Consider the following 22,146-nt stretch of genomic DNA (forward strand, 5'->3'; position numbering starts at 1 on the left):
TTAAAATATTTTTCTTATTTAGTGCCAGTAAAGTAATCTCTGTATTTCTCTCTTAAGACCTTTTTATCGAATTTACCAACGCTCGTCTTCGGAATTTCCTTAACAAATATAATATCATCTGGCAGTTGCCATTTCGCAAATCTTTGACCTAAATAAGTTAATAACTCCTCCTTACTTACTTTACCCTCAAAACCTTGCCTAAGGACTACAAACGCTAAAGGTCTCTCACCCCACTTAGGATGTGGAATACCTATGACTGTAGCCTCTGCTACTGCTGGATGAGTCATTAAGTGATTCTCTAAATCAACAGTACTTATCCACTCTCCTCCACTTTTTATAACATCCTTAATTCTATCTACTATTTTAATGTAACCCAATTCATCTACTACAGCTAAATCGCCACTTCTCCACCATCTATCTACGCCATCTCCAACAAAGGATTCAATAGTTCTAGGATCATTATAATAAGAAGAGGCTATCCAAGGTCCCCTAATCCAAATTTCCCCCACAGTTTTCCCATCATGAGGAACGTCATTTCCAGTAACTGGATCTACAACTCTTATGTCAATTCCAAAAGCTGGTATACCTTGCTTTCTCAATAAATCCAGCATATCCTTATCTGAGTACTTCTCCTTTATCTTAGGTTTCACTACACTACCCGTAACAGAAGGAGTCGTTTCAGTTGCACCATAACCTTGTCCAACTTGAAATCCAAACTCCATCAATCCTATCACTAAACTTAACGGCGGTTCACTTCCACCTATAAGTATCCTAGAGTTTACAAATATGGGTTTCTTTTCCATACTTCTTAAATAGTTCAATATAGAACTGAATATCTCTGGTACTCCAGCAGTTACTGTAACTCTCTCATTAATCATGAGATCAACTAACGGTTTTGGATCATTAGCCGTATATCTCCCCGGCAATACTAATTTAGCGCCAACTAATGTAGCAGCCATAAAGCCTAACCAGCCATTCACGTGAAACATTGGAACTATCTGCATAAAAGTATCTTCTATTGTAAGATTTCTGGAAATAACTAACGTATTTAGGACTATAGATCTATGTGAATAATATATTCCTTTAGGATCTCCAGTAGTTCCAGTAGTGTAAGCTGCGTAACAAGCTGATTTCTCATCAAACATTGGTATTTCGTAATTCTCATCGCCCTCTTGTATTAGCGTCTCGTAATTATAATAACTTAACTTAGTTTCTTGACGTACTGTTCTCTCATCATTGGAAATAACCACGTACTTCTTAACTTGTACACTATTTGATATACTTTCTACCAATGGGATGAAATCCTCATTTAAGAATAGTAGGGATACCTTTGAGTGATTCATTATTTTAGCTAATTGAAGCGGATGAAGTCTAGGATTTAACTCTAACATAACAGCGCCAGTAGCTGGAACTGCGAAATATAACTCATAAAATCTATGAGTATTCCATTCTAATACGCCAACTCTGTCTCCCACCTTGACCCCTAACGACTTCTTTAATGAGCTAGCGAGCCTCTTAACTCTTCTAAACGCTTCTCCATAATTGTACCTAAATATCGTATTATCCTTCTTTCTCGAAACTATTTCTTGCTCTCCATACCACTTTCCAGCATGTTCTAATATTTGAGTTACATTTAGTTGATAGTCATCCATCATTGTTGAAGGAAAACCTTTTATTATCTCCACACATAATACTGTGTTCTTTTCTATATTTAAGCTTTTTTACATTGTTTAGATAAAAATCACTATGTTACTGCGAATAAAGGGTATTTCTTACCGTTAATCTCTCTAAATATTACCTTTACTTTTTTACCTATATCTGCAGTATTTCCATTCTCCTCAACTATATTAGCGTACATTCTAAATCCTTCATTCATCTCCACGATTCCATAAACCACATAACTCCCATCTTTTTTATAAATTCTCGTCATTGCAAATATTTTACCTAAACCTTCGCTAAGTCCAATTTTTATATCTGATGAACCGCATTTAGGGCAAACCACTCTAGGGTAAAAGAATTTATGTCCACACTTGCCACATTGTATGAAAGGCAGCTGCTCCTCTTGAAAGTATTTAAAGTACATAGATCTTACTTCTTCATCTCTCATTTTTTCTCACCCAATACTAACGTTACGGTATGCCTTCTACTCCACCATCCTATACCATTTAGGAATATTACGTTTGCATCGCTAACCTGATGACCATTAGCCATGTTATTTAATTGAAGCAATGCCTCCTCCAAAATAACACCACCACTCATATAGGCAGGTTGACCAGTATTCAAACTACCACCACCAGTATTAATAGGAACATCACCCTTGTAAGTTAAATCATGTGATTCCACGAAATGCCCCACTTTGCCTTTTTCTACTAAACCTATGTCTTCCATTTGAAGCATAACAGTTATAGTAAATGAATCATACAACTCAAATGCGTCTACTCGATTTAGATTAAATGAAGCTCTTTTAGCACTCTCTATCGTAGGGGTATAAATTATATCATCCCATTCTGCAGGTGGATTTGGCCAATGTGCCTCTCCATAAGCTAAGATATCTATGTTCCTCAATGCTGACTTGCTAGTTCTTTTACTCACTACGAAAACGTGAAATCCATCTATAGGGTAAACTATTTCAAGAAGATGTAAAGGATACGATACAATTCTTGACGCTAATACATCCTTAACAGTTATGGGATCTCTAAACATTGCCTTTTGATTATTAATTGCGTTATATCTTTGCATGACTGCAACTAACGCTCTCTGCTCATCCGTGGTACCAAAAAGCTTTGAATGCCTATAAGCTACCATAGCGTAATCAGAAATCGGTGACATTTGATCATAGACTTTAATGAAATCGTCGAATGGACTATCTATTATGTCAGTTTTTTGAAATTGATTACTATCCCTAATATGGGATATTTTCCCTCCTTGAACACATAATATCGTATCAGCATCTCCCGCCGAAATGGCCTTATATGCCCTATATATCATTGCCAAAACTGATGGACCTCCGTATTGCACATGATCTATTATCTTGGGTTTGATTCCAAAGTATTCACCTATTTGAGCGGGGGGATTCAGATAAGTTTTATTCCCGTGGAATGATCCCCTCCCTATGTTAGCCATTATTCCGTCTATATCGCTGTAAGTTAGACCAGCCATTTCCAATGCCTCATCAATAGCCTCCTTCAGCAATTCTATTCCATCCTTCTCGTATTTCTTGTACAACTTACCGGAGAAACCCACAATCATTGCCAATCATATTTATTACTTATCATGATAAATAAAAATCTTGTTCAAAACTTAATGAAAATGCTGTATTGTTAAGCTGTATCAATTTAGCTCTTATATAGCAGATTCACTTTGTGACATTCAATTTAATTTGGTACGTTATCTTTACCATGTAGAGAATTAAAAAGTAATGTAAGCTTTGAAAACCCTCAAAGCACGGACTCTAAATATCGAAGAAGTTTCTTTTTCTGTCCAAACTTAAATACTTATTAAGTAGTTAGGAACTATTTTTATTATGGCTGAACTCGTATATCCTAGTAAGGAATGGGCAGAAGAGTGGTGTAAAAGGTTAAGTCAGAATAAAGAGTATAATGAGGCCGGAAAAGGTTGGGTATCGCCAATTCTATTTGTAGTAACTGATGTACCTGGTCAAGTTCTAGATTACTTAGGAGTAAAAGGATCAAATGCTTTAGCCATGAAATTATATCTGAACAATGGAACATGTCAAGGTGTAGAATTCTTTAATGACGCTTCTAAAGCTGATGCACCCTATATACTTGAGGCAAGTTACAATGCATGGAAGGATATTATAAGTGGAAAGCTTCAAGTAGTTTCCGCATTAATGTCGGGTACAATAAGGTTAAAGAAAGGAAGTCTCTTTGACTTAGCCAGATATACCACTGCATCTGTAATAATGGCTCGAATATCAAATGAGATAAACACTAAATTCCTTGTATAAACTACTTAGGTCTTAGTAAATTTTCTATGAGGATGTCTAAGTCATTATACAATTTTTTATTTAAGCCTTGATTGGTCCACAATATGTATCTCCTTCCTATCATTTCGGCTATTCCTATTAATACATATGCAAGTAATTCCGGATCTACATTTACAATCTGCCCCTTTTCCATGGCCTCCTTTAGCCCAATCTGATACCTTTCCGCTAATTTAGTGAAGTGCCATATATACATTTCTGGTCTATGCACTTGTGCTTCTATGAAAACCTTGTAGTACTTCCTATTTTGACTCATCCACTCTAAGAATCTCTTTAACCCTTCTTTTTCCATATCTATTCTATTTTGAATACCCATTGTATTAACTTTCAAATAATATCTCATATCTCTATTAAATTTTCTAATTAATTCGTCCAATATATCATGTTTGCTTTTGAAGTAGAAATAAAATAAACCATAAGCAACCCCAGCTTTATTGGTTATATCATTTATACTCGTATTTAAGAAACCCTTCTCCGAAATCAGATCTAGCGAGGCATTAATTATCTTATTCAACGACTCTTTTCCTTTTTCTGTTTTAGGCAACCTATACATGTGAACACCACTTTTTGACAACTGAGTCAAGTCATAAATTACTTATCACGTTTAAAAACTTTACTCACGTTGCACTATAATAATTATAAATCTATAAGCTAAATAAAATGAGTGTAAATATAAAAATATAGATTTCAGTCAATATAGCACCAACCGCTCTTTCTAGTTACATTATTAGAACAACATTAACTTAACCTGCCTTATGAGGATATTTGTAAACTATCGTAGTTTAGCGTATTCTTATTACTATAGAAAGAATGTAATAGGTGACGTAAATTTTGGAAAACCCACAAATTAAACTTAAATTGAAAGTATAAGCTAACAAAAGAGAATATAAAAAATCTCCCTATAATATCAGACTAAACAATTCAAATATAAGTTTTAGAAATTGACTTTCATAATATGTATTTATAAATAAATTGACGTAATTAATCACATGAGCAATAAGAATATACTAGATGAGTATCTCGCTAGAATTGATAGATTACCTAGCTGGGGTCTTTCATACGCTCTACTGTGGGCTATAGGGTTTAGCTACTTTATTACATTATATGACGCTGTAGGAAATATAGGAGCTGCATTACCATATATACCATTCATCAACGCCTCACAAGCATCTTTAGTAGCATCATTAGGACTATTCGGTTATATACCCGGATCATTAGGATTAGGATATTTGGCTGACAGAATAGGAAGAAGACCAGTGTTAATAATAACAGTTCTACTTACCGCAATAGGCAGTTTAGGTATGGCATTAGCTGTGAACTTCCCCATGCTTGCAGTCTTCAGATTTATAGAAGGAGCAGGAATAGGTGGGGACCTAAATTTGGCAATGGTTTACGTTTCAGAATTTGCCCCGAGCTCGAAAAGAGGTAAGTATGCCAATTGGATCTACTTATCTGGGTGGATAGCAGTAGGTGTGGGTGCAACAATTGCTGCACTCTTAGTAACAAGTTTTCCATCTATAGGATGGAGACTTGCATTTGGAATTGCGGCAATTATGGCATTTGCTGCTCTAGTTTTTCGAACTAGAGCTCCAGAAACTGTGAGATTCCTTGTTAAAAAGGGTAGAATTAACGAGGCTGAATCAATTGTTAGAATAATGGAAGAGACTTCAATGAAAAGAGCTAAAGTACAATCATTACCAGAACCTAAGATAATAAACTATTCTTATCAGACCACTAATCCCTTTTCAATCCTAGGCAAAAAAGTATTTGCAAAGCGTTTAGTTGGGTTAATATTATTCTGGTTCTTCATTTACTTCGTTCAGTATACCTATTCGACGTTATGGGATTACTATGGTAAATTCATAGGATACTCTGGACCCATGTTTAACCAATTTGTACTTTATACCGGTTTCTCTGCATTAGGAGACACTTTAATGGCATTCCTCTTATTGACATTCGTGGAGAGAGTTGATAGAAGATTACTAACACAAATAGGTTCCTTAGGTTGGTTAGTAGGTACTATAGTTGCAGCGTATTTTGCGATCCATTTCAATCTTTTAGGCATGACATTAACTTTAGCCTTCATCTTGAACGCAATAGGTGGTGGAATGTCATATTTAGCTGGATACCTAATGAGTAGCGAGTCTTTCCCAACTGCAGCTAGATCTACTGGATTTGCAATAACTGATGGATTAGGCCATCTTGGTGGAGCTATAGGACCTTTATTACTCTTCCCATTGGTAATAGCTTACGGTCCAATAAACGCATGGGCGATTGAGTCTTTTCCAGTTGTCATAGCAGCAATAATACTATGGTTCACAGTTCCTAGAACAGTTGGAGTTAGACTCGAAGAAATAAACGAAATACATCTAACCCCACCAACATCAGAAGGAGGCATAATCAAAAGCGAGAAATAAAACACAAATATAACATTTTTATTCTCCTTTTCTTCTTTATTATAAGTCAGTAATTTTCTTTCTTTTAAGGAAAGCAAAAAATTAATTAAGTCGATGTAGCTAATATTATTTATGCGATCAAAAGATGATTTCTTAAAATCCTTGAGAGATGGGAGGAAAATTTACTATAGAGGTAAACTCATAGAGGATATAACTTCGCATCCAATACTAAAGATTGCCGCACTACATGCGTCAAAACTCTACGAGTATAGTGACAGAATTTATGAAGATAGTAAATTGGGAAAGGTAAGCAAATTCTTTAAAGTACCCTCATCTTCTCAAGATTTATTGGATAGACATAAGTTAATTTACGATCTAACGTTATATTGTAACGGGATATTTAATATTTCTCAAGCAATAGGTAGTGATGCAATTTTTGCATTAATGATAACTGCGAAGCAAGTAGATAGAAAATATGGTACAGATTATTCGAAACACGTAGAGAATTATCTTCAAAAGGTAGCTAAGGAGGATCTAACGATAGCTACTGCACAAACTGACGTTAAGGGGGACAGAAGTAAGAGACCATCTGAACAGGTAGACCCAGATATGTATGTTAGAATAGTGGATGTGAGAAGTGATGGGATTGTGGTGAGAGGTGCCAAGGCTCATACTACACAGTCAGCTGTATCTGATGAAATTATCGTAATACCAACTAGAGCTATGCGAGATAGTGACAAGGATTACGCAGTAGCGTTTGCAGTTCCAGCCAATGCTAAGGGATTAAAAATGTATGTGAGACCTATAGATGAGATTGAGGGTAACTCTTCTTCAGTACTGAGTAGGAAGGACTACGAATTAGAGACGCTTACAGTTTTTGACGACGTTTTTGTGCCTTGGGATAGAGTATTCTTATTTAGGGAATACGATTATGCTGGAACATTAGCAATGTTATTCGCAACCTTTCATAGATTTACCGCATTATCTTATAGATCTGCAACAATGAACTTATACTTAGGAGCTTCGAGGTTAGTAGCGCAAGTTAACGGAATTGAAAATGAGAAGCATGTAAGGGATGATATAGTAGATATAGTTTTATACAAGGAAATAATGAGAAGTAGTGCAATAGCCTCTGCAGTTTATCCAGTAGTTATGGAGGGAATTGCGGTACCTAATCCCATATTTACAAACGTTGGTAAGCTTTATTCCAATATGCACTTCCATGATGTGGTAAGGGATCTAATTGATATAGCTGGGGGAATAATAGCTACTATGCCTTCTCAAGAGGATTTAGATAGCGAGGAGGGTAAGAACATTGTTAAATATCTAAGAGGATCTGTTGATGGAGAGGAGAGGGTCAAAGTATTAAAGCTCGTTAAAGAATTGGGTGCTAGTTCAGTTACCGGATATTTGCTTACTGGTATGATACATGCAGAAGGATCCATGGAGGCTAGTAAAATAGAACTGTTCAGAAGCTATAATTATAAGGAAGCTGAAAATTTAGTTAGAAAGGTATTAGGTTAAAATCTTTCTTTTTGATTTGATCACAGAAAAAGATAAAAAGAATTAATTCGAAAGATAATCTATGGAGATTACATTAAACACGCAACACGATAATAGTGCTTTATTAAATATTTTAAGCGACCCGAACTTCACATTATATAAAGTGCTAGGTGCAGAAACAGTAATAGTGAAAGAAGGTGAGTTTGACGTAATGATCTCCCTTGGAATAACGTCTCTTATTTTACATGGTACTGTATACATTGGAAGCAATAGGATATCGTATAGATTCTATGCAGTAGGCACACAGAAAGGAGAAGGTGGAATTTTAGAATTCGATTTAACTCAAAAAGGGGTGGTTAAAATAATTATGGAATACGAGGGCAGATTAGGATCATTTATCAAATTGTCACTAAGGAGGAAAATCGAAAGAAACATTAAGAAATTGGATGAAGAGATTAGGCTAGAACGAATAAAAAGAAAGATCTAATGTTGAACAGCTTCAGCCTTATGAACTACCTTGTCCTTATGACAAAGCATCTCGAGATGAGGATTGTTTTGTGGGGCGAATTTGTAAACTCTCTTATTTTGAACGTTATTTTTGCTATGAAGAGGATACGAAAAGTAACGTAAGTTTTGGAAAAACCTCGCAAAGTAGATGGGGGATTTCCTACTTCCTTGAGGAAGCTTACTATTTATGGCGTATAGTAGAGGTTCCTTCTAAATGTACCAAACCAGATAGTTTGCAAACACCCAAAAAGCACTCTAAAACTAGGATTATGATTTAAAATTAAGATAAATTGAAAGCATTATCACTGAGAGATCATAAACCATTGCTTATTAGGTAGAAAATTGAATTCTGACTCGGTTATCAATTTAGATAAAATGTCTGAAATTAGCAGAGGCTCCTACCATTAAAAATTGACTGTCTCATTTGTACACTATTATACATACATTATATTTACTATGCATTTTAATAATAAATTGATACGTTACATAACGAAGTTGACTTTTACATAACTCGAAAGATATGAGATAATAAAGTTGACTGTTTGAAAAGAAAGGATTAATTGCAAAGAAGAAGAGATAGTTATATGAAGGCTGCAGTATATACTGGGTCTCAATTAGAAATAGAAGACGTTCCTGAACCTACTCCGAAAGAAGGAGAAGTATTAATAAAAGTAGCCTCAACTGGAATTTGCCATAGCGATTTGCATCTATTGAGTGGAGAACTTGTGGGACCAATTCCTAAAGGATTTATAATAGGGCATGAAATTTCTGGATGGGTAGAAGAGTTTGGTAAAAACGTTAAAAACCCATATGGATTGCATGAGGGAGATCCTGTTCTAGTCTCTTGGATAGTTCCATGTGGGGTATGCAAATATTGCGCAAACGGAAAGGAAAATTACTGCAAAGAGAATGCAAACAGATTAGTAGGTATAATTGGAGTTGACGGCGGTCATGCTGAATATATGACAGTGCCTGAAATAGCAGTAATTCCGCTTGCTAGAAATTTAGATCCTTATTACTCCTCTCCTATTGCATGTGCATATGGAACAGCTTATAATGCTTTAAAAAGTGTCAATGCAACTTCTGGAAAAAGTGTTGTAATAATAGGTTCTGGTGGTGTTGGTTCTGCCGCAATACAGCTGGCCAACGCAATGGGTCTGAATCCCATCATAGCAGTGGATATTGATGAGAATAAATTGAAGAAGGCTAGGGACTTAGGAGCAACACATGCAGTTAACGCTAATGAGAATGACGCCAGATCCAAAATTCTTGAAATATTGCAAGATGGTGCCGATATAGTATATGAGACAAAACCTTATCCAGATCTTAAATTATCACTGGAAGTAGTTAAGGCTGGAGGAAGTATAGTAGTTACGGGTTTAGGGGGATTCGCCACAATGGCCCAGATTCCAATAACGCTATTCGTATCGAAAGGAATATCTATAGTTGGAAGTTTAGGTTATAGACCAAGAATTGATTTACCAGAACTAGTTAGTTTAGCCTCTTCTGGAAAAATAGATATTAGGAAACTGGTTTCTCACGTTTATCCTCCAGAAAAGATAAACGAAGCGTATGAGAATCTTAAAAAAGGTGTTCATATAAGGGCAATAGTTAAATGGAACTAGATAAGTTTTTTATCCCTAGAAATCCTTATACTATTTATGTATTCTCTAAAAGATAAAGTGGTAGTTGTTACGGGTTCTGGTAGAGGTATTGGTAGGGCTATAGCTTTAAGATTAGCTAAGGAAGGAAGTTTAATTGTGGTTAACGCTAAAAAAAGAGCGGAAGAGATGAATGAAACAATAAAAATGGTTAAGGATGTAGGTGGAGAAGCTATAGGAGTCTTAGCAGACGTGTCAACAAGAGAAGGATGTGAGAGCCTACTCAAGGCTACAATTGATAGATATAGAGTAGTAGACATTCTGATAAATAACGCTGGATTAGGATTGTTTTCTCCTTTTTTGAACGTCGACGATAAACTCTTGGATAAACACATCTCAACCGATTTTAAGTCAGTTGTTTATTGTTCGCAATCATTTGCTAAAGAAATGAGAGATGGTGGGGCAATAGTAAACATAGCCTCAGTTGCTGGAGTATCTCCAGCATATGGCTTATCAATTTATGGAGCTATGAAGGCTGCAGTAATAGCTTTAACCAAATATTTAGCGCTAGAGCTCGCTCCTAAATTAAGAGTTAATGCCATAGCTCCCGGATTTGTTAAGACCAAATTAGGTGAAAGTATGTTTCAGTTATTGGGAATGAGTGAAAAAGAATTCGCCAATAAATTCACATTAATGGGGAGGATTCTAGATCCAGAAGAGGTCGCAGAATTTACCACTGCAATCCTCAAAATAGAATCTTTAACTGGCCAAGTATTCGTTATAGATTCTGGGGAGAGTCTAAAGGGTGGGATAAAGTAACCTCTTTGTGGAGTATTCCAGAACTATCTCAATTCAATACGTTGCCGTTACTACATGAAGAACTTAAAAGGTAACATAAGTTTTGGAAACTCCCCATAAAGCATTTCCTTACAAATTTTATGCGAATTAATTTTGCCCTTTTGTAGGTGCTGTTATTTTAGACGTTAATTTCTAACCGTAATGAGACATCTTTAAAAACTTGAGAAATTACGTAAACTAAAAAGTAGATATTTCTTTTATCTAAAGCAAAATTTAAATATAATCAAACCAGTTATAGTTAATTATGGGAATGAGTTTTGAAGAATATAAACATGAATATTTTAAGTCAATAAGGCATGGTGGATTAAATTGGTCTCTTTTCCCAATGAAACTCTATCAATTGGGTAAAAAACTCTTTTGGGATCCAGCTAGTATTGATCTAAGTAAAGACGCTGAGGACTGGAAAAAATTAAATGATTTAGAAAAGATGTTCATAATAAATGTAGGTTCCAAGTTCTCTGCTGGAGAGGAAGCAGTAGCGTTAGATCTTCACCCGCTTATAGTTACACTAGTTAAAGAGGGAAGAGTAGAAGAAGTCATGTACCTAGAACAGTTCGTTTATGAAGAATCTAAACACGTAGAGGCTTTCAGAAGATTTTTTGATGCGGTAGGAGTTATAGAAGATTTAAGCGCTTACACCAAAGAACTTTCCCCAAATTATAGGAAGATATTTTATGAAGAATTACCTAAGGCTATGTGGAACCTATCTAAAGACCCTTCGCCAGAAAATCAAGTTAAGGCAGTAGTTACGTATAATATGATAGTTGAAGGTGTAGCTGCTGAGGGTGGTTACAATATATTTAGACAAATAATAAAGAGAACAAATATGTTTCCTGGCTTAGCTAAAATGGTAAACTTAATAGCGACAGACGAGTCTAGACACATTGCATTTGGAGTGTATTTAATAGCGAGATTAGTGAAAGAACATGGGGAGAAAGTGTATAAGGCTGCAATGGATCACATAAACTACTTAGCGCCTTACGCTGTGGGGATATTTTCAGAACCTACTATACCTCAAGAAGCTAAGTTGCCATTCGAACTACCTTCCGCAGAGATAGTAGATTACGCTAAAAAACTTTTAAATACGAGAATTGATGCGATAAATAGGGCTAGGCAAATGAAACTAGAAATGCTAACACCTAAAGATTTAGACGTAATTGAATCGTGGTGATTTCATGATTCTAGATTTAAACTTCGAAATTGGAGAAGATTTAAAGTTAATTTTAAATAGCATTAACGAACTAATGGAGTCGCAATGGTCAACTAAGAAGTTAAGAGCTGTTATGGAAGGAAATAAGGAATACGTGGAGCAAATATGGAAGGAGATAATTAAACTCGATATATTACCATATTTCTCCACATTACCATTAAGAGATGTAGTGATAATTAATGAGTTTATAGGCAAAAAACTATTGCCCGGGATTGTAATAAGTAGTATGGTTGCGTCTAGGGGCATTAAAAATAAAGATATTTTAAATAAATTGTATTCCGGAGAGGTTAAAATAGCGATATCTGATTCTAATTTTGTGCCCTCTGCTGATCAAGCGGATTACATATTGGTGAATAATAAATTAATAAGGAAAGAGAATTCCACAATACAAACTTTTAACTCGCTTGATAATTCCATGAAAATTAGTAAAGTTGAATACAACAATTATGATAACGTAGAAGTAAACAACGCTGAAATCGCATTATTGTTAGCATCCCAAATGGTTGGAAGTGGAGAAGAGGTTGTTAATATGTCAATTAAATACAGTAAAGAAAGAATAGCGTTTGGAAAGCCAATAGGTTCTTATCAAGCTATAAAGCATAGGGTTGTTAACAATGCAATAGACGTTGAATTAGTAAGATCACTAGTAATAGAAGCCTCAGATAATATAAAATACGTTTGGTTAGCTAAGGATCTGGCAAATAAAAAGATACCCAAAACTATAATGAGTGGAATACAAGTACATGGGGGAATAGGGTTTACTGATGACATAGATATCCACTTGCATTTAAGAAGAGTACTTACGCTAAGTAAGTTATATAATAGTGAAATTAACTTCTCTGAGTTTCTACAACCTATATAATCTATCAAATGCAGTATACTGATAGGAGTGTGAAAGAATGTTAGAAGACATATATCTGGTGGATTATCTTAGAACACCATTCACAAGATTTTCAAGAAAAGATTTCCAAAAAGATCCGTTTTACAATATCAGACCAGAGGAATTAGCTGGAATGGTAATAAATAAGCTAATTGAGAAAAATGGCCTAAAGGCTGAGGAAATAGATGAAATAATCACTGGCTGTGCACTTCAAGTTGGTGAACAATGGGCATTTGGAGGCAGACATGAAATATTTGCGGCGAAATTACCTTACACCATTCCAACTATGGCTGTGGATAGACAATGTGCTTCTTCTTTGACTACGGTATCGATTGGGGCAATGGAAATATCGACTGGCATGGCTGATATAATAATAGCTGGTGGAGTAGAGAAAATGTCTAGAACACCAATGTTCGACAATCCGCACATAGAGATCAATACAAAGTTCATAACTGACAGTAAGTATGCTGAATACGACTTAGCTACGGGTTATGTAATGGGATTAACTGCAGAGAAACTAGCAGAGGAAGCTAAAATAACCAGAGAGGAAATGGATAGATGGTCATTGAGAAGTCATCAATTAGCGTGGAAAGCTACGCAAGAGGGTTACTTTAAGAATGAGATATTATCAATTGATGTTGAGATTGAGGGGAAAAAGGTTTCTTTAAACGTAGATCAATCTATTCGTCCTGATACTAGTCTTGAAAAATTAGCCCAACTACCGCCTGCATTCAAGCCAAATGGAACTATAACAGCTGGAAATTCAGCGCCATTAAATTCTGGAGCATCATACGTACTCCTAATGTCTAAAAATGCGCTTAAAAAGTATGGTTTAACACCAATGGCAAAAATTAAGAGCTTTGGATTTGCTGGAGTACCACCTGCGGTAATGGGAAAAGGTCCAGTACCAGCATCTAAAAAAGCGTTAGAGAAAGCGAATCTCACACCTCGAAATATAGATTTATGGGAAATAAACGAGGCTTTTGCTGTAGTTGTATTATACGCTATTAAGCAATTAGAATTAAATGAAGAGACTGTCAATAAAAGAGGTGGGGCAATAGCTATTGGACATCCACTAGGTGCTACTGGAGCTAGATTAGTCGGAACTTTAGCCAGACAACTTGTATTAGAAGGAAAAGATTATGGAGTAGCTACCTTATGTGTAGGTGGAGGACAAGGTGGAGCAATAGTTTTAGAAAGAGTCTAACTTGAAATCAATATTTTTCCATATCTGTTTTTATCTTTCATCAACTGTATGCCTTTCTCGAATTTATCTATCTTAATTTCCCCACCAATTACTGGCGTGATTTTCCCCTCTTTAACTAAATCTAACGTCTCAATAATGTCTCTCTTATTCGCACCTATATGACCCATTAGACTTAGATCCTTAAGTATTAAATAACCTAATCTTAAATTAAACACCACGGAAGGATCCAAATTGCCTATTTGAATAACTTTACCACCAGTTCTTAAAGACCTTAAACTCTCTTCAAGAGTACTGGTCCCAACGTTCTCTATAACTATCGATACATCACCTATTTTCTTTGCTTCTTCCGAAAATTTTTCACCCGTAATAACATAGTCTGCAAATTTAGACACGATCTTAGCTTTATTTTCACTACTGGTTACTCCTATGACCTTGGCCCCTAATGCCTTAGCTACTTGAATCGCATGGATACCTACTCCACCAGAAGCACCGGTCACCAGAACAATATCTCCTGCCTTAAATCCTGCCTTCTTTAACCCTCTATATACCATTGCAGCAACACACGGAACTATTACCGCACCTTCATCAGATACGCCTTGCGGGACTTTAACTAGACTACTAGCTTTGATTCTAGCCTTTTCAGCGAAGAATCCATCCAATTCTTGAGCGTATACTAATCTATTCTTACAATAAACCTCCTCTCCGGTTTTACAGTACTCACAAGACCAATCGGGAACAAAAAGCATAGATGTCACTCTATCTCCCGGTTTAAATTCAGAAACATTATCTCCAACTTCATCTACAATACCTACTACTTCATGCCCTAAAATTAGTGGATATTTCGACCTAGGATAAAAACCCTCCATTTGCAAAAGATCCCTATAACATAAAGCAGCTTTATTCACCTTTATCACAACTTCATCTTTTCCTGGCTTAGGATCTGGTACATTCTCTATTCTATAACCTTGCTTATGACCAGGGAGAATAACAGCTTTCATAGGTTATAATCAGCAAATATACTTTATAAACATTAAAGGTACCATAAATAATTATAATTTTTCACATTTATCATGATTTATGGGGTATTTGTGAACCATCTGTTCTGTACGTTCTTTTTACTATTGAGGAGAATATGAAAAAGTAATGTAAGTTTTGAAAAACCCCCCACAAAACAATTTTATCATACATCTTGTAGGGCTACGTCAATAGTTACGGAAAGTCCCATAGAGTGCGCTACGTCTCCACAAATCTCATACTCAGTGATAAACATGATTGAGGTTAGAATAATTCTTTTCCATTGTTATTTGCACTATTGTCCATAAAACGCATTTTTTAACACTGCTCCTATAAGGCCTATGGCACTCTTTCCTTGTTGTATAAGTGGGAAAAATGACACAAAACCATGAATAACGTTATTAAACCTCACACTAGTCACCTGGACTCCAGCTTGTAATAGTTTATTTGCATATGCCTCTCCTTGATCTCTTAATGGATCGTATTCCGCGGTAATTATCAGTGCTGGTGGTAATCCAGACAGATCTTGAGAAAATATTGGCGAAAATCTAAAATCCAATAAATCTGCAGGACTCCTTAAATATTGTGAACCAAACCACTCTATATGTTCTCTAGTTAAGAAGAATCCATCAGAAAACTCTATCATTGACCTTGAAACATAATCTACACCTACTGCGGGGTAGATTAAAATCTGATATTTAAGATTTAACTTGCCTTTAGACAAAAGAGCTACAACTGCAGTTAAATTACCACCAGCACTATCACCACCAATTGCTACACCCATCTTACCTTCAAATCTATCTGCGTTCTCATAAACCCACTTAGTTGCATCGAAAGAATCAATTACCGCTGAAGGAAATTTATGTTCTGGAGCTAATCTGTAATCCACAGAGACAACAACACAATTACACGCATTAGTTATAGCCCTACATAAAGGATCATATGATTCCACATCACCTATTACAAAACCCCCTCCATGAAAGTATACTAATATACCATAAGGACTCTTAATTTTAGGAAAATAAACTCTCGCATTTATAGAGGTTTCACTACCCGGTATCTTTATATCTTCAACATTTCCCACTTCTTCCTTAGGTGCAGATGACGCTAATTGCCTAAAAATCCTTCTGACTTCCTCTACAGGGGCTTTACCTATGGGTATTACGAAGCCAGATTCCAACAATTTCTTAATCGCGGGATCGAGTGGCATATATTAAATTCTCGTAATTAGTATAAATACGTTACATTCTTAATAACCATCAAATCTAATATTCTCTTTGCTGATAAGTGACACACGATAAATTGAAAAAGAAACACTAGCCTTCTTTACGTTTTTCAGAAATTCGTTACACATTACATCTTAAAAATCTTTTTATTTTGATTCATAATATATTCTTTAAATTATCTTATTTTTCAGTACGTTGCTATTACTACGCCGAGAATGAAAATTTTGAAAGACAATACTAGATGAACATGATATATAAATTTCACGACTCAGTTGAAATAGTTTTCCATAGCTACTAAAAATATTGTGCATTAGCTTCATTACAATTAATGATTGATCTCTAACTAGGTGTCATTTTTAGACCTTGCAAATAGATCTTTTTTTGAGTTTTAGATTCGAGTTCAAATGATAAATAGTTATGGATTCGAATCTAACGATAAGAACTTACGTTAATTATAAAATTACTCTTCATCAGCTACGCTAATATATCTGGTAAAATCATTAATATCAAGGTTTAATATTATATCGAATAACATCCTTTTTGTGTCATAATCAAACTCTCTATTTTCATTAACTAATATTATGAACTTAGAGTCTAGCTGGTTCCAATTATTGGAATATTCAATACTAGAATCTAGTGACAATTTGTCAGTTAAGAAGACTCCTATCCTTAATTGCGAGATTTCATAAATACTTCTTATTATTGGATCATCTTCTAATATTCCAACGTAATTATCAACTATGATATAATCCCATTTCTTAGTTCTGGAAATTAAATATTTTAGAGCTTCAATTCTATATCTATAAATACTATAAAATCTTTCGAATAAATTTATCTTATCACGTAACTTAAGTAGAAAGATCCCCTCCATATTCTTTAAACTTGATTTAAAGTCTAGACCATCTAATACTCCATCTCCATAATGTCCTAAAATTCTGGATAAGGTCGAGAGTGAATCGTTATCCACAAGAAGTACCGTCTTAAATCGCTCATATGCATGTTTAGATAACTCATATGCTAATCTACTTTTTCCCTATTCCTCCCTTTAGGCTTAAAATAAAAATTGAAATAGACATATCTATTTTAAGTAAGCAATTCCCTTAATAAAGATTCATTGTCACGAAAAAGATCTTTTGCTTATATTGAATAACTATTTTCACTAAAAATTATATACCTTATGTTAAGCGGTGTTAGATAATTTAGTATGCGATATTCTTATTAAATGTTGCCTAATCATTTAGAACAACTTATCATGATTAAAACTGAACAAGGGATTAATGAGAGGTAAACTTCCATTTTCTCCAATCACCAAATTTCTTGTCATATTCCGGACATCCTCTTCTCCAATTCACAGTTCCTATCCATTCCACATTAACAAATATGTCGTAGAACTTCCTTTCTCTAATAGATATGTCATCTTTAATATATTCTCTTACACTTCCCACGAACTTTTCCATTTCTTCTCTATTATTAAAGTAAAAAATTATGATTCCTTTACTTAAAAAGCTTAGTGGGAACTGAAAAATACCATATTTACCTGGTACCTCTTTAACTTTTTCTAAAAACTGATCTAAGGGAATCTTGAGAGCGTCTATTGGTATTCCCAATTTGTAACAATTTAGCGAATTTTCATGTTGAATACCGATTTCATAGGCCATCCAACACTCTTCGCATTTATCCCAATTTCCTCCAAATCCTATCCATTTTATCACTTAGAAGACCTCCTCTATGAACTTCTTAGCAGTATTTATATCAATTTTCACTGGATTTCCACTATTATTTACGAGTTGATAAAAGACCTCTGCGTATTTCAATGCCTCGTCTAAAGTAGTAAACTCTGATAATCTCCTTCTGGCTCCAATCTCTTTCAAGAACTTATCTATGAATTCATATAATGGTTCTCCTTCATTTTCTATCTCTTTTAACTTATGTTTAGCTACTTCATAGTTTAGTTTAATCGCAGAGGGAAGTGAGATGCAGGAAGTAACTCCATGGGGTATGTTAAATCTGGGACCAAAGACGTAACCGAAATTATGGCTAATACCCATCTTTGCATATCTCATAGTTAAAGAAGACAGCCAGGCACCTATTTGGCATAGCCCGCGATTTTCAATCGAATCAAGATCCTTTAGACATTTGATTAATTTCTTATAGCCTTCTATAGCTAATGAATCAGTAAAAGGTGTTGCATCCTTAGAGTACAACGCTTCCACTGAGTGATCTATTGCTCTAACTCCACTAGCTATAAGTAGCCATTTTGGGGTTTCTAAGGTAGCCCTTGGATCCAATATTACAATATTAGCTTCCTTTCCCAATCTACTTTTCTTAACGCCGTCAATAGTGGAACCGCCAGACCTAGTATGCTCTGCTCCAGAAAAAGTAGTAGGTATTGCTATATAATAGCCGTCAAATGATAGCTTTATTCCATCTATTATACTTCCTCCACCTAAACCTATTACTGTATCGTATCCTTTCAACATCTCCCTCAATTTATTCACATCTTCCTCTGGGGTATGCTGTTTTGGTCCTTCTATAACATCAGCGTTAACTATGCCTAATATTTGGAAAACAATCTTGCTCTTAAGTAAACTTTTAGTGGTAACTATTGCAACTTTCTTTCCTTTAATATTATTTAACCACTCCAGTGCATCATTACCGTAAATTACTTGTGTAGTAGGGTACTCAACTTTAAACATAACTATTCATATCTCCCTTAGATAAATTAATAAACTTAAGTCTACTATGTTTTCAGCTTAAAGCTCCAAATATAATAAACGTTGTTCTTTTTTTAAGTAAAAGCTACACAAAAGGTCCTCTACTGCATAGTTTGTACACTTTACCTTTGTAACTTAGAACCACGCCTTATATGAGGAGTTGGATGAATTAATTACAACTAAGGTTGTTGATACGGAGTTTAAGGAGGAGTTGGTTTCGCAAGGTGTTCTCAACTTTTTACACCTTCCTCAACGTTTGCGAAATTTGTTGAGGAGTAATAATTTGGTTGAGTGTTTTAATTCTCTTCTAGAGAGGCGTTTGTTTGGTCGTTTTCATTCTCCTCGTAGGCTATTTCAAATTTTGTGGGCTATTGGTTTTTGGTTTAGGGGTTTAAGAAATTTTTCTCTCTTTTCTATTTTTATTACAGTGAAAGGTATTCTTCTCATTTCTAGTACACTTTTTCACTTATTTCTACATTGTATTATGATAATTGAGTGAGATAAAATGCAATTTGCAATAGAGACCTGAATTACCCCAAGCTAATTTTTAACTTTTTTCTTTTACCTAATCGAGAACTCTAATTAGTACTTACGACTACATGATTAAACATTTAGTGATTTGCTCTTATTCTACTTTACGCTTTAACAAAAAGATGGGATAAAGTTAATCAAAGTATTGTTGAAAATTACTGTAAGTCTTAATATTATGGTGGTAATAGACTTACATATGACTTTATAGCATTTAATGCTCTCCAAAAGGAAATCAGATCCAAGGTTATATACTGGCTTTTATTCTCATGATCACAATAAACTAATTCACCACGGGGTTTACCTTCAACTACACTCTTCAATATACCAGAAATTGTTTTCTGACCTTCTGACGCTAACTTAATCATGATTTGGGGTCTTTTACCTTGTATCTTTGCTATACCAACCTTAGCAAAGGCATGCGAATTGTATTTAATTCTGAGTTTTAAACTACTTACAACTTTGTCAGGGTCAGGGCAAGGCTTAGAACAGAGATTCAACTTTTTGTGCTCTTCAGCTTTAATTTTTAAATACTTCAATGCTAAGTCAAAACATCCTAGACAAAAGCTGAAATCCTTAACTGGTACAACTGCATAATAAGTAACTTCTTTTTCCCCTTGTTGTAATTCTTTTTCCACTTTTACTGATTGAACTTGATTTTTTACTTGATTAGGTATAAAGTTTCCTAACACATTCACTATATCGGTTAAATATGATAAATCAATGTAAAACATAACCCAATTAGTCCACTTTTCTGGGTTAACGCCCCTAATAGAAACTCTCTCTAAGTGATAGCTTTTCACATCTAAGACAAATATCACTGCATCTCCCGATACTCCAACATTAACATATACTTCCTCTTGAGGTAATTTGAATGCTCTCTTATTATTAAATCTTACCTCTTCCCATTCTAAATCTTGTGGTTTCATATCGAGCCATTCTGGTGGAATAAGCCTTTCAATCGTTATAGGATTCGGAGTTTTTAACCAACCACGAAAATTAGAATATATTAAAGGAATTGGCATTTTTATTTTATCATTTTTATCCTTTGGAACTTGAAAACCGTGATTAATCAACTCCTCTTGAAGTTCAAGCGATGAAGCAAAGTATATTTGGAGAGAATCAACCGGATACTGCTTTAACCAGTTAATTGAACTCATCAATATTAGAGAACTTAAAAAATTTTAAACTTTTAGATTTTTTCTAAATAGGTCGTCACATAATCTTTCTTATTTAGTGACCGGTTGGTGTATTACAATGCTTAAAAGTAAATAGATTTATTAGGGGTTATCCGATATACTACAACGGATATCCCACATGGGATTTGATCAGAGAAAGTGGGCTCTTAACTGGATTAAAGGGTCAGTGATCAGTTATATAAGCGGTAAAATTTCACTAAACGTTCTCTTGGGTAGAATGGAAAAGAGCATCAAAGACTATAACGTGACAGTGAATGACGTTAAATCACTTCTTAACTCATTACTGCTGGATCCTACACTAGATGTAGATGAAGAAGTTCGTAAGAAAGTTGAAGAGGTTTTGAAATTCCTTGAGAGTAGGTGATTAATGTGGCTAACATCAAGGTAATAATTGGTTCCTCAGATAACATGAAAGAACTAGAAGATAACTCAGTAAATTTAGTTGTAACTTCTCCACCTTACTATAATGCTCCTTTTGACTTCCCTGGTATGTTTACTAGTTATGATGATTATTTAGGATTAATTAAACGAGTGGGTAAGGAGTTAATGAGAGTTTTGGCACCAGGGAGAGTAGCTATTTTCGTTACTGAAGATGTAAGAATTAACGGAAAGCTTTACCCTATAGTTTCAGACTTAATCCACATTATGGTTTACGAGATTGGATTTGAATACCAAGATAAGATAATTTGGAGAAAACCTGAGGGATACATAAGGATTAGTAGGAGGAGTGGAGTTTTAATTCAACACCCCTATCCAATGTACTATTATCCCGACAATATATATGAGGAGATAGTGATATTTAAGAAACCAGGTGAATTTGATAGGACTAAGGTTCCTCAGTCGATTAAGGAAAAAAGTAAAATTGATGCGAACAAGTTCCAGGTAGAGAAGTGGTATTTATCAGTTTGGGATATAAAAAATGTATTACCAAGCGAAAAGTGGAGTAAGTACACTGCAGCTTTTCCAGAGGAGCTAGCTGAACGGTTAATAAGGCTTTATAGTTACTATGGGGAGATAGTGCTTGATCCTTTTTTAGGTACTGGGACAACTTGTGCGGTCGCTAAGAGACTTGGAAGGAATTGTGTTGGTTACGAAATAGACCTTGAGCTAAAAGATGCAATCGAGGAAAGGCTTAAAGTAGGATATGGATCTCTTTTTGATAGTGATAGAGTTGAGTTCATAATAAGGGAAGATGCTAAGACACTAAGAACAAAATTAAGGGAAGAAATAATCAGAAAACTAAATAATAAAAAACAAGGTTAAAGCTAATAACTTGTTCTTGTTGTACTAACATTAATTA

At 34.9% G+C, this 22,146-nt stretch carries 21 protein-coding genes; 11 read left to right on the plus strand and 10 right to left on the minus strand.

What is annotated here, in order from left to right; all coding sequences use genetic code 11:
• Positions 1 to 14 precede the first annotated feature (14 nt).
• From V6M85_RS03980 to V6M85_RS03990, 3 genes are read right to left on the minus strand one after another with little or no spacing between them, the layout of a single operon-like run.
• Positions 15 to 1,685, minus strand: coding sequence for a long-chain-fatty-acid--CoA ligase (locus tag V6M85_RS03980; protein WP_338603272.1), 1,671 nt, complete (start codon positions 1,683 to 1,685; stop codon positions 15 to 17).
• Positions 1,686 to 1,744: 59 nt separating this feature from the next.
• On the minus strand, positions 1,745 to 2,107 hold the full coding sequence (locus V6M85_RS03985) for a Zn-ribbon domain-containing OB-fold protein (protein WP_338603274.1): 363 nt from the start codon (positions 2,105 to 2,107) through the stop codon (positions 1,745 to 1,747).
• The gene (locus V6M85_RS03990; RefSeq protein ID WP_338604579.1) at positions 2,104 to 3,249 is read right to left on the minus strand and encodes a thiolase family protein; all 1,146 of its coding nucleotides are present in this window, start codon (positions 3,247 to 3,249) and stop codon (positions 2,104 to 2,106) included. The genes V6M85_RS03985 and V6M85_RS03990 overlap by 4 nt, the downstream gene beginning before the upstream one ends.
• A 274-nt stretch (positions 3,250 to 3,523) precedes the next feature.
• Here V6M85_RS03990 and V6M85_RS03995 point away from each other — a divergent pair, with 274 nt between their 5' ends.
• Positions 3,524 to 3,967 carry a Fis family transcriptional regulator gene (locus V6M85_RS03995; RefSeq protein WP_338603277.1) on the plus strand — a complete coding sequence of 148 codons (444 nt, stop codon included), beginning with the start codon at positions 3,524 to 3,526 and terminating at the stop codon, positions 3,965 to 3,967.
• Position 3,968: 1 nt separating this feature from the next.
• Here V6M85_RS03995 and V6M85_RS04000 read toward each other — a convergent pair whose 3' ends face one another.
• Positions 3,969 to 4,556 (minus strand): TetR/AcrR family transcriptional regulator, encoded by a 588-nt coding sequence (locus tag V6M85_RS04000; RefSeq protein WP_338604582.1) that lies wholly within the window; start codon positions 4,554 to 4,556, stop codon positions 3,969 to 3,971.
• Positions 4,557 to 4,992: 436 nt separating this feature from the next.
• On the opposite strand from V6M85_RS04000, the gene V6M85_RS04005 reads away from it, so the two are divergent.
• The 8 genes from V6M85_RS04005 to V6M85_RS04040 all read left to right on the plus strand — a co-directional run bounded on the left by V6M85_RS04005 (position 4,993) and on the right by V6M85_RS04040 (position 14,165).
• On the plus strand, positions 4,993 to 6,420 hold the full coding sequence (locus V6M85_RS04005; RefSeq protein ID WP_338603280.1) for an MFS transporter: 1,428 nt from the start codon (positions 4,993 to 4,995) through the stop codon (positions 6,418 to 6,420).
• 111 nt (positions 6,421 to 6,531) lie between these two features.
• Positions 6,532 to 7,923, plus strand: a complete 1,392-nt coding sequence (locus tag V6M85_RS04010) for a 4-hydroxyphenylacetate 3-hydroxylase family protein (protein WP_338603283.1) — start codon at positions 6,532 to 6,534, stop codon at positions 7,921 to 7,923.
• Positions 7,924 to 7,984: 61 nt separating this feature from the next.
• Complete coding sequence (locus V6M85_RS04015; RefSeq protein WP_338603286.1) at positions 7,985 to 8,389, plus strand: STK_08120 family protein; 405 nt, start codon at positions 7,985 to 7,987, stop codon at positions 8,387 to 8,389.
• A 604-nt stretch (positions 8,390 to 8,993) separates the two neighbouring features.
• Positions 8,994 to 10,034: an alcohol dehydrogenase catalytic domain-containing protein gene (locus V6M85_RS04020; protein ID WP_338603289.1), complete on the plus strand. Its 1,041-nt coding sequence runs from the start codon at positions 8,994 to 8,996 to the stop codon at positions 10,032 to 10,034.
• A 36-nt stretch (positions 10,035 to 10,070) separates the two neighbouring features.
• Positions 10,071 to 10,829, plus strand: a complete 759-nt coding sequence (locus tag V6M85_RS04025) for an SDR family oxidoreductase (RefSeq protein ID WP_338603292.1) — start codon at positions 10,071 to 10,073, stop codon at positions 10,827 to 10,829.
• Between the two features lie 283 nt (positions 10,830 to 11,112).
• On the plus strand, positions 11,113 to 12,039 hold the full coding sequence (locus V6M85_RS04030) for a R2-like ligand-binding oxidase (protein WP_338603295.1): 927 nt from the start codon (positions 11,113 to 11,115) through the stop codon (positions 12,037 to 12,039).
• 4 nt (positions 12,040 to 12,043) lie between these two features.
• Positions 12,044 to 12,940, plus strand: coding sequence for an acyl-CoA dehydrogenase family protein (locus V6M85_RS04035; protein WP_338603298.1), 897 nt, complete (start codon positions 12,044 to 12,046; stop codon positions 12,938 to 12,940).
• 37 nt (positions 12,941 to 12,977) lie between these two features.
• Positions 12,978 to 14,165 (plus strand): acetyl-CoA C-acetyltransferase, encoded by a 1,188-nt coding sequence (locus V6M85_RS04040; RefSeq protein WP_338603300.1) that lies wholly within the window; start codon positions 12,978 to 12,980, stop codon positions 14,163 to 14,165.
• Here the strand turns inward: V6M85_RS04040 and V6M85_RS04045 are convergent.
• The 6 genes from V6M85_RS04045 to V6M85_RS04070 form a co-directional block, all read right to left on the minus strand.
• A complete protein-coding gene (locus tag V6M85_RS04045) occupies positions 14,162 to 15,163 on the minus strand; it encodes an acryloyl-coenzyme A reductase (protein ID WP_338603302.1) in 1,002 nt (333 codons plus the stop codon). The genes V6M85_RS04040 and V6M85_RS04045 overlap by 4 nt on opposite strands.
• Before the next feature lie 311 nt (positions 15,164 to 15,474).
• Positions 15,475 to 16,389 (minus strand): alpha/beta hydrolase, encoded by a 915-nt coding sequence (locus tag V6M85_RS04050; protein WP_338603304.1) that lies wholly within the window; start codon positions 16,387 to 16,389, stop codon positions 15,475 to 15,477.
• Positions 16,390 to 16,865: 476 nt separating this feature from the next.
• Positions 16,866 to 17,372 (minus strand): ParA family protein, encoded by a 507-nt coding sequence (locus V6M85_RS04055; RefSeq protein WP_422398116.1) that lies wholly within the window; start codon positions 17,370 to 17,372, stop codon positions 16,866 to 16,868.
• Between the two features lie 307 nt (positions 17,373 to 17,679).
• Positions 17,680 to 18,117 (minus strand): hypothetical protein, encoded by a 438-nt coding sequence (locus tag V6M85_RS04060; protein ID WP_338603306.1) that lies wholly within the window; start codon positions 18,115 to 18,117, stop codon positions 17,680 to 17,682.
• Positions 18,118 to 19,101: an iron-containing alcohol dehydrogenase gene (locus tag V6M85_RS04065; RefSeq protein ID WP_338603309.1), complete on the minus strand. Its 984-nt coding sequence runs from the start codon at positions 19,099 to 19,101 to the stop codon at positions 18,118 to 18,120.
• A gap of 722 nt (positions 19,102 to 19,823) precedes the next feature.
• Entirely contained in the window at positions 19,824 to 20,807 is a 984-nt protein-coding gene (locus V6M85_RS04070; RefSeq protein WP_338603312.1) for a hypothetical protein, read from the minus strand.
• 157 nt (positions 20,808 to 20,964) lie between these two features.
• On the opposite strand from V6M85_RS04070, the gene V6M85_RS04075 reads away from it, so the two are divergent.
• Entirely contained in the window at positions 20,965 to 21,210 is a 246-nt protein-coding gene (locus V6M85_RS04075) for a hypothetical protein (RefSeq protein ID WP_338603315.1), read from the plus strand.
• A 5-nt stretch (positions 21,211 to 21,215) separates the two neighbouring features.
• Complete coding sequence (locus V6M85_RS04080; RefSeq protein WP_338603318.1) at positions 21,216 to 22,109, plus strand: site-specific DNA-methyltransferase; 894 nt, start codon at positions 21,216 to 21,218, stop codon at positions 22,107 to 22,109.
• Positions 22,110 to 22,146: the final 37 nt, after the last annotated feature.

The sequence above is a fragment of the Sulfolobus tengchongensis genome (genome assembly GCF_036967215.1).
GTDB lineage: Archaea > Thermoproteota > Thermoprotei_A > Sulfolobales > Sulfolobaceae > Saccharolobus > Saccharolobus tengchongensis_A.

Coding starts and splice junctions, on each gene's coding strand:
- V6M85_RS03995 (WP_338603277.1), top strand. CDS start 3,524: ATGGCTGAACTCGTATATCCTAGTAAGGAATGGGCAGAAGAGTGGTGT.
- V6M85_RS03985 (WP_338603274.1), bottom strand. CDS start 2,107: ATGAGAGATGAAGAAGTAAGATCTATGTACTTTAAATACTTTCAAGAG.
- V6M85_RS04075 (WP_338603315.1), top strand. CDS start 20,965: ATGGGATTTGATCAGAGAAAGTGGGCTCTTAACTGGATTAAAGGGTCA.
- V6M85_RS04065 (WP_338603309.1), bottom strand. CDS start 19,101: ATGTTTAAAGTTGAGTACCCTACTACACAAGTAATTTACGGTAATGAT.
- V6M85_RS04040 (WP_338603300.1), top strand. CDS start 12,978: ATGTTAGAAGACATATATCTGGTGGATTATCTTAGAACACCATTCACA.
- V6M85_RS04050 (WP_338603304.1), bottom strand. CDS start 16,389: ATGCCACTCGATCCCGCGATTAAGAAATTGTTGGAATCTGGCTTCGTA.
- V6M85_RS04005 (WP_338603280.1), top strand. CDS start 4,993: ATGAGCAATAAGAATATACTAGATGAGTATCTCGCTAGAATTGATAGA.
- V6M85_RS04070 (WP_338603312.1), bottom strand. CDS start 20,807: ATGAGTTCAATTAACTGGTTAAAGCAGTATCCGGTTGATTCTCTCCAA.
- V6M85_RS03990 (WP_338604579.1), bottom strand. CDS start 3,249: ATGATTGTGGGTTTCTCCGGTAAGTTGTACAAGAAATACGAGAAGGAT.
- V6M85_RS04020 (WP_338603289.1), top strand. CDS start 8,994: ATGAAGGCTGCAGTATATACTGGGTCTCAATTAGAAATAGAAGACGTT.
- V6M85_RS04035 (WP_338603298.1), top strand. CDS start 12,044: ATGATTCTAGATTTAAACTTCGAAATTGGAGAAGATTTAAAGTTAATT.
- V6M85_RS04030 (WP_338603295.1), top strand. CDS start 11,113: ATGGGAATGAGTTTTGAAGAATATAAACATGAATATTTTAAGTCAATA.
- V6M85_RS04045 (WP_338603302.1), bottom strand. CDS start 15,163: ATGAAAGCTGTTATTCTCCCTGGTCATAAGCAAGGTTATAGAATAGAG.
- V6M85_RS04000 (WP_338604582.1), bottom strand. CDS start 4,556: ATGTATAGGTTGCCTAAAACAGAAAAAGGAAAAGAGTCGTTGAATAAG.
- V6M85_RS04015 (WP_338603286.1), top strand. CDS start 7,985: ATGGAGATTACATTAAACACGCAACACGATAATAGTGCTTTATTAAAT.
- V6M85_RS04025 (WP_338603292.1), top strand. CDS start 10,071: ATGTATTCTCTAAAAGATAAAGTGGTAGTTGTTACGGGTTCTGGTAGA.
- V6M85_RS04010 (WP_338603283.1), top strand. CDS start 6,532: ATGCGATCAAAAGATGATTTCTTAAAATCCTTGAGAGATGGGAGGAAA.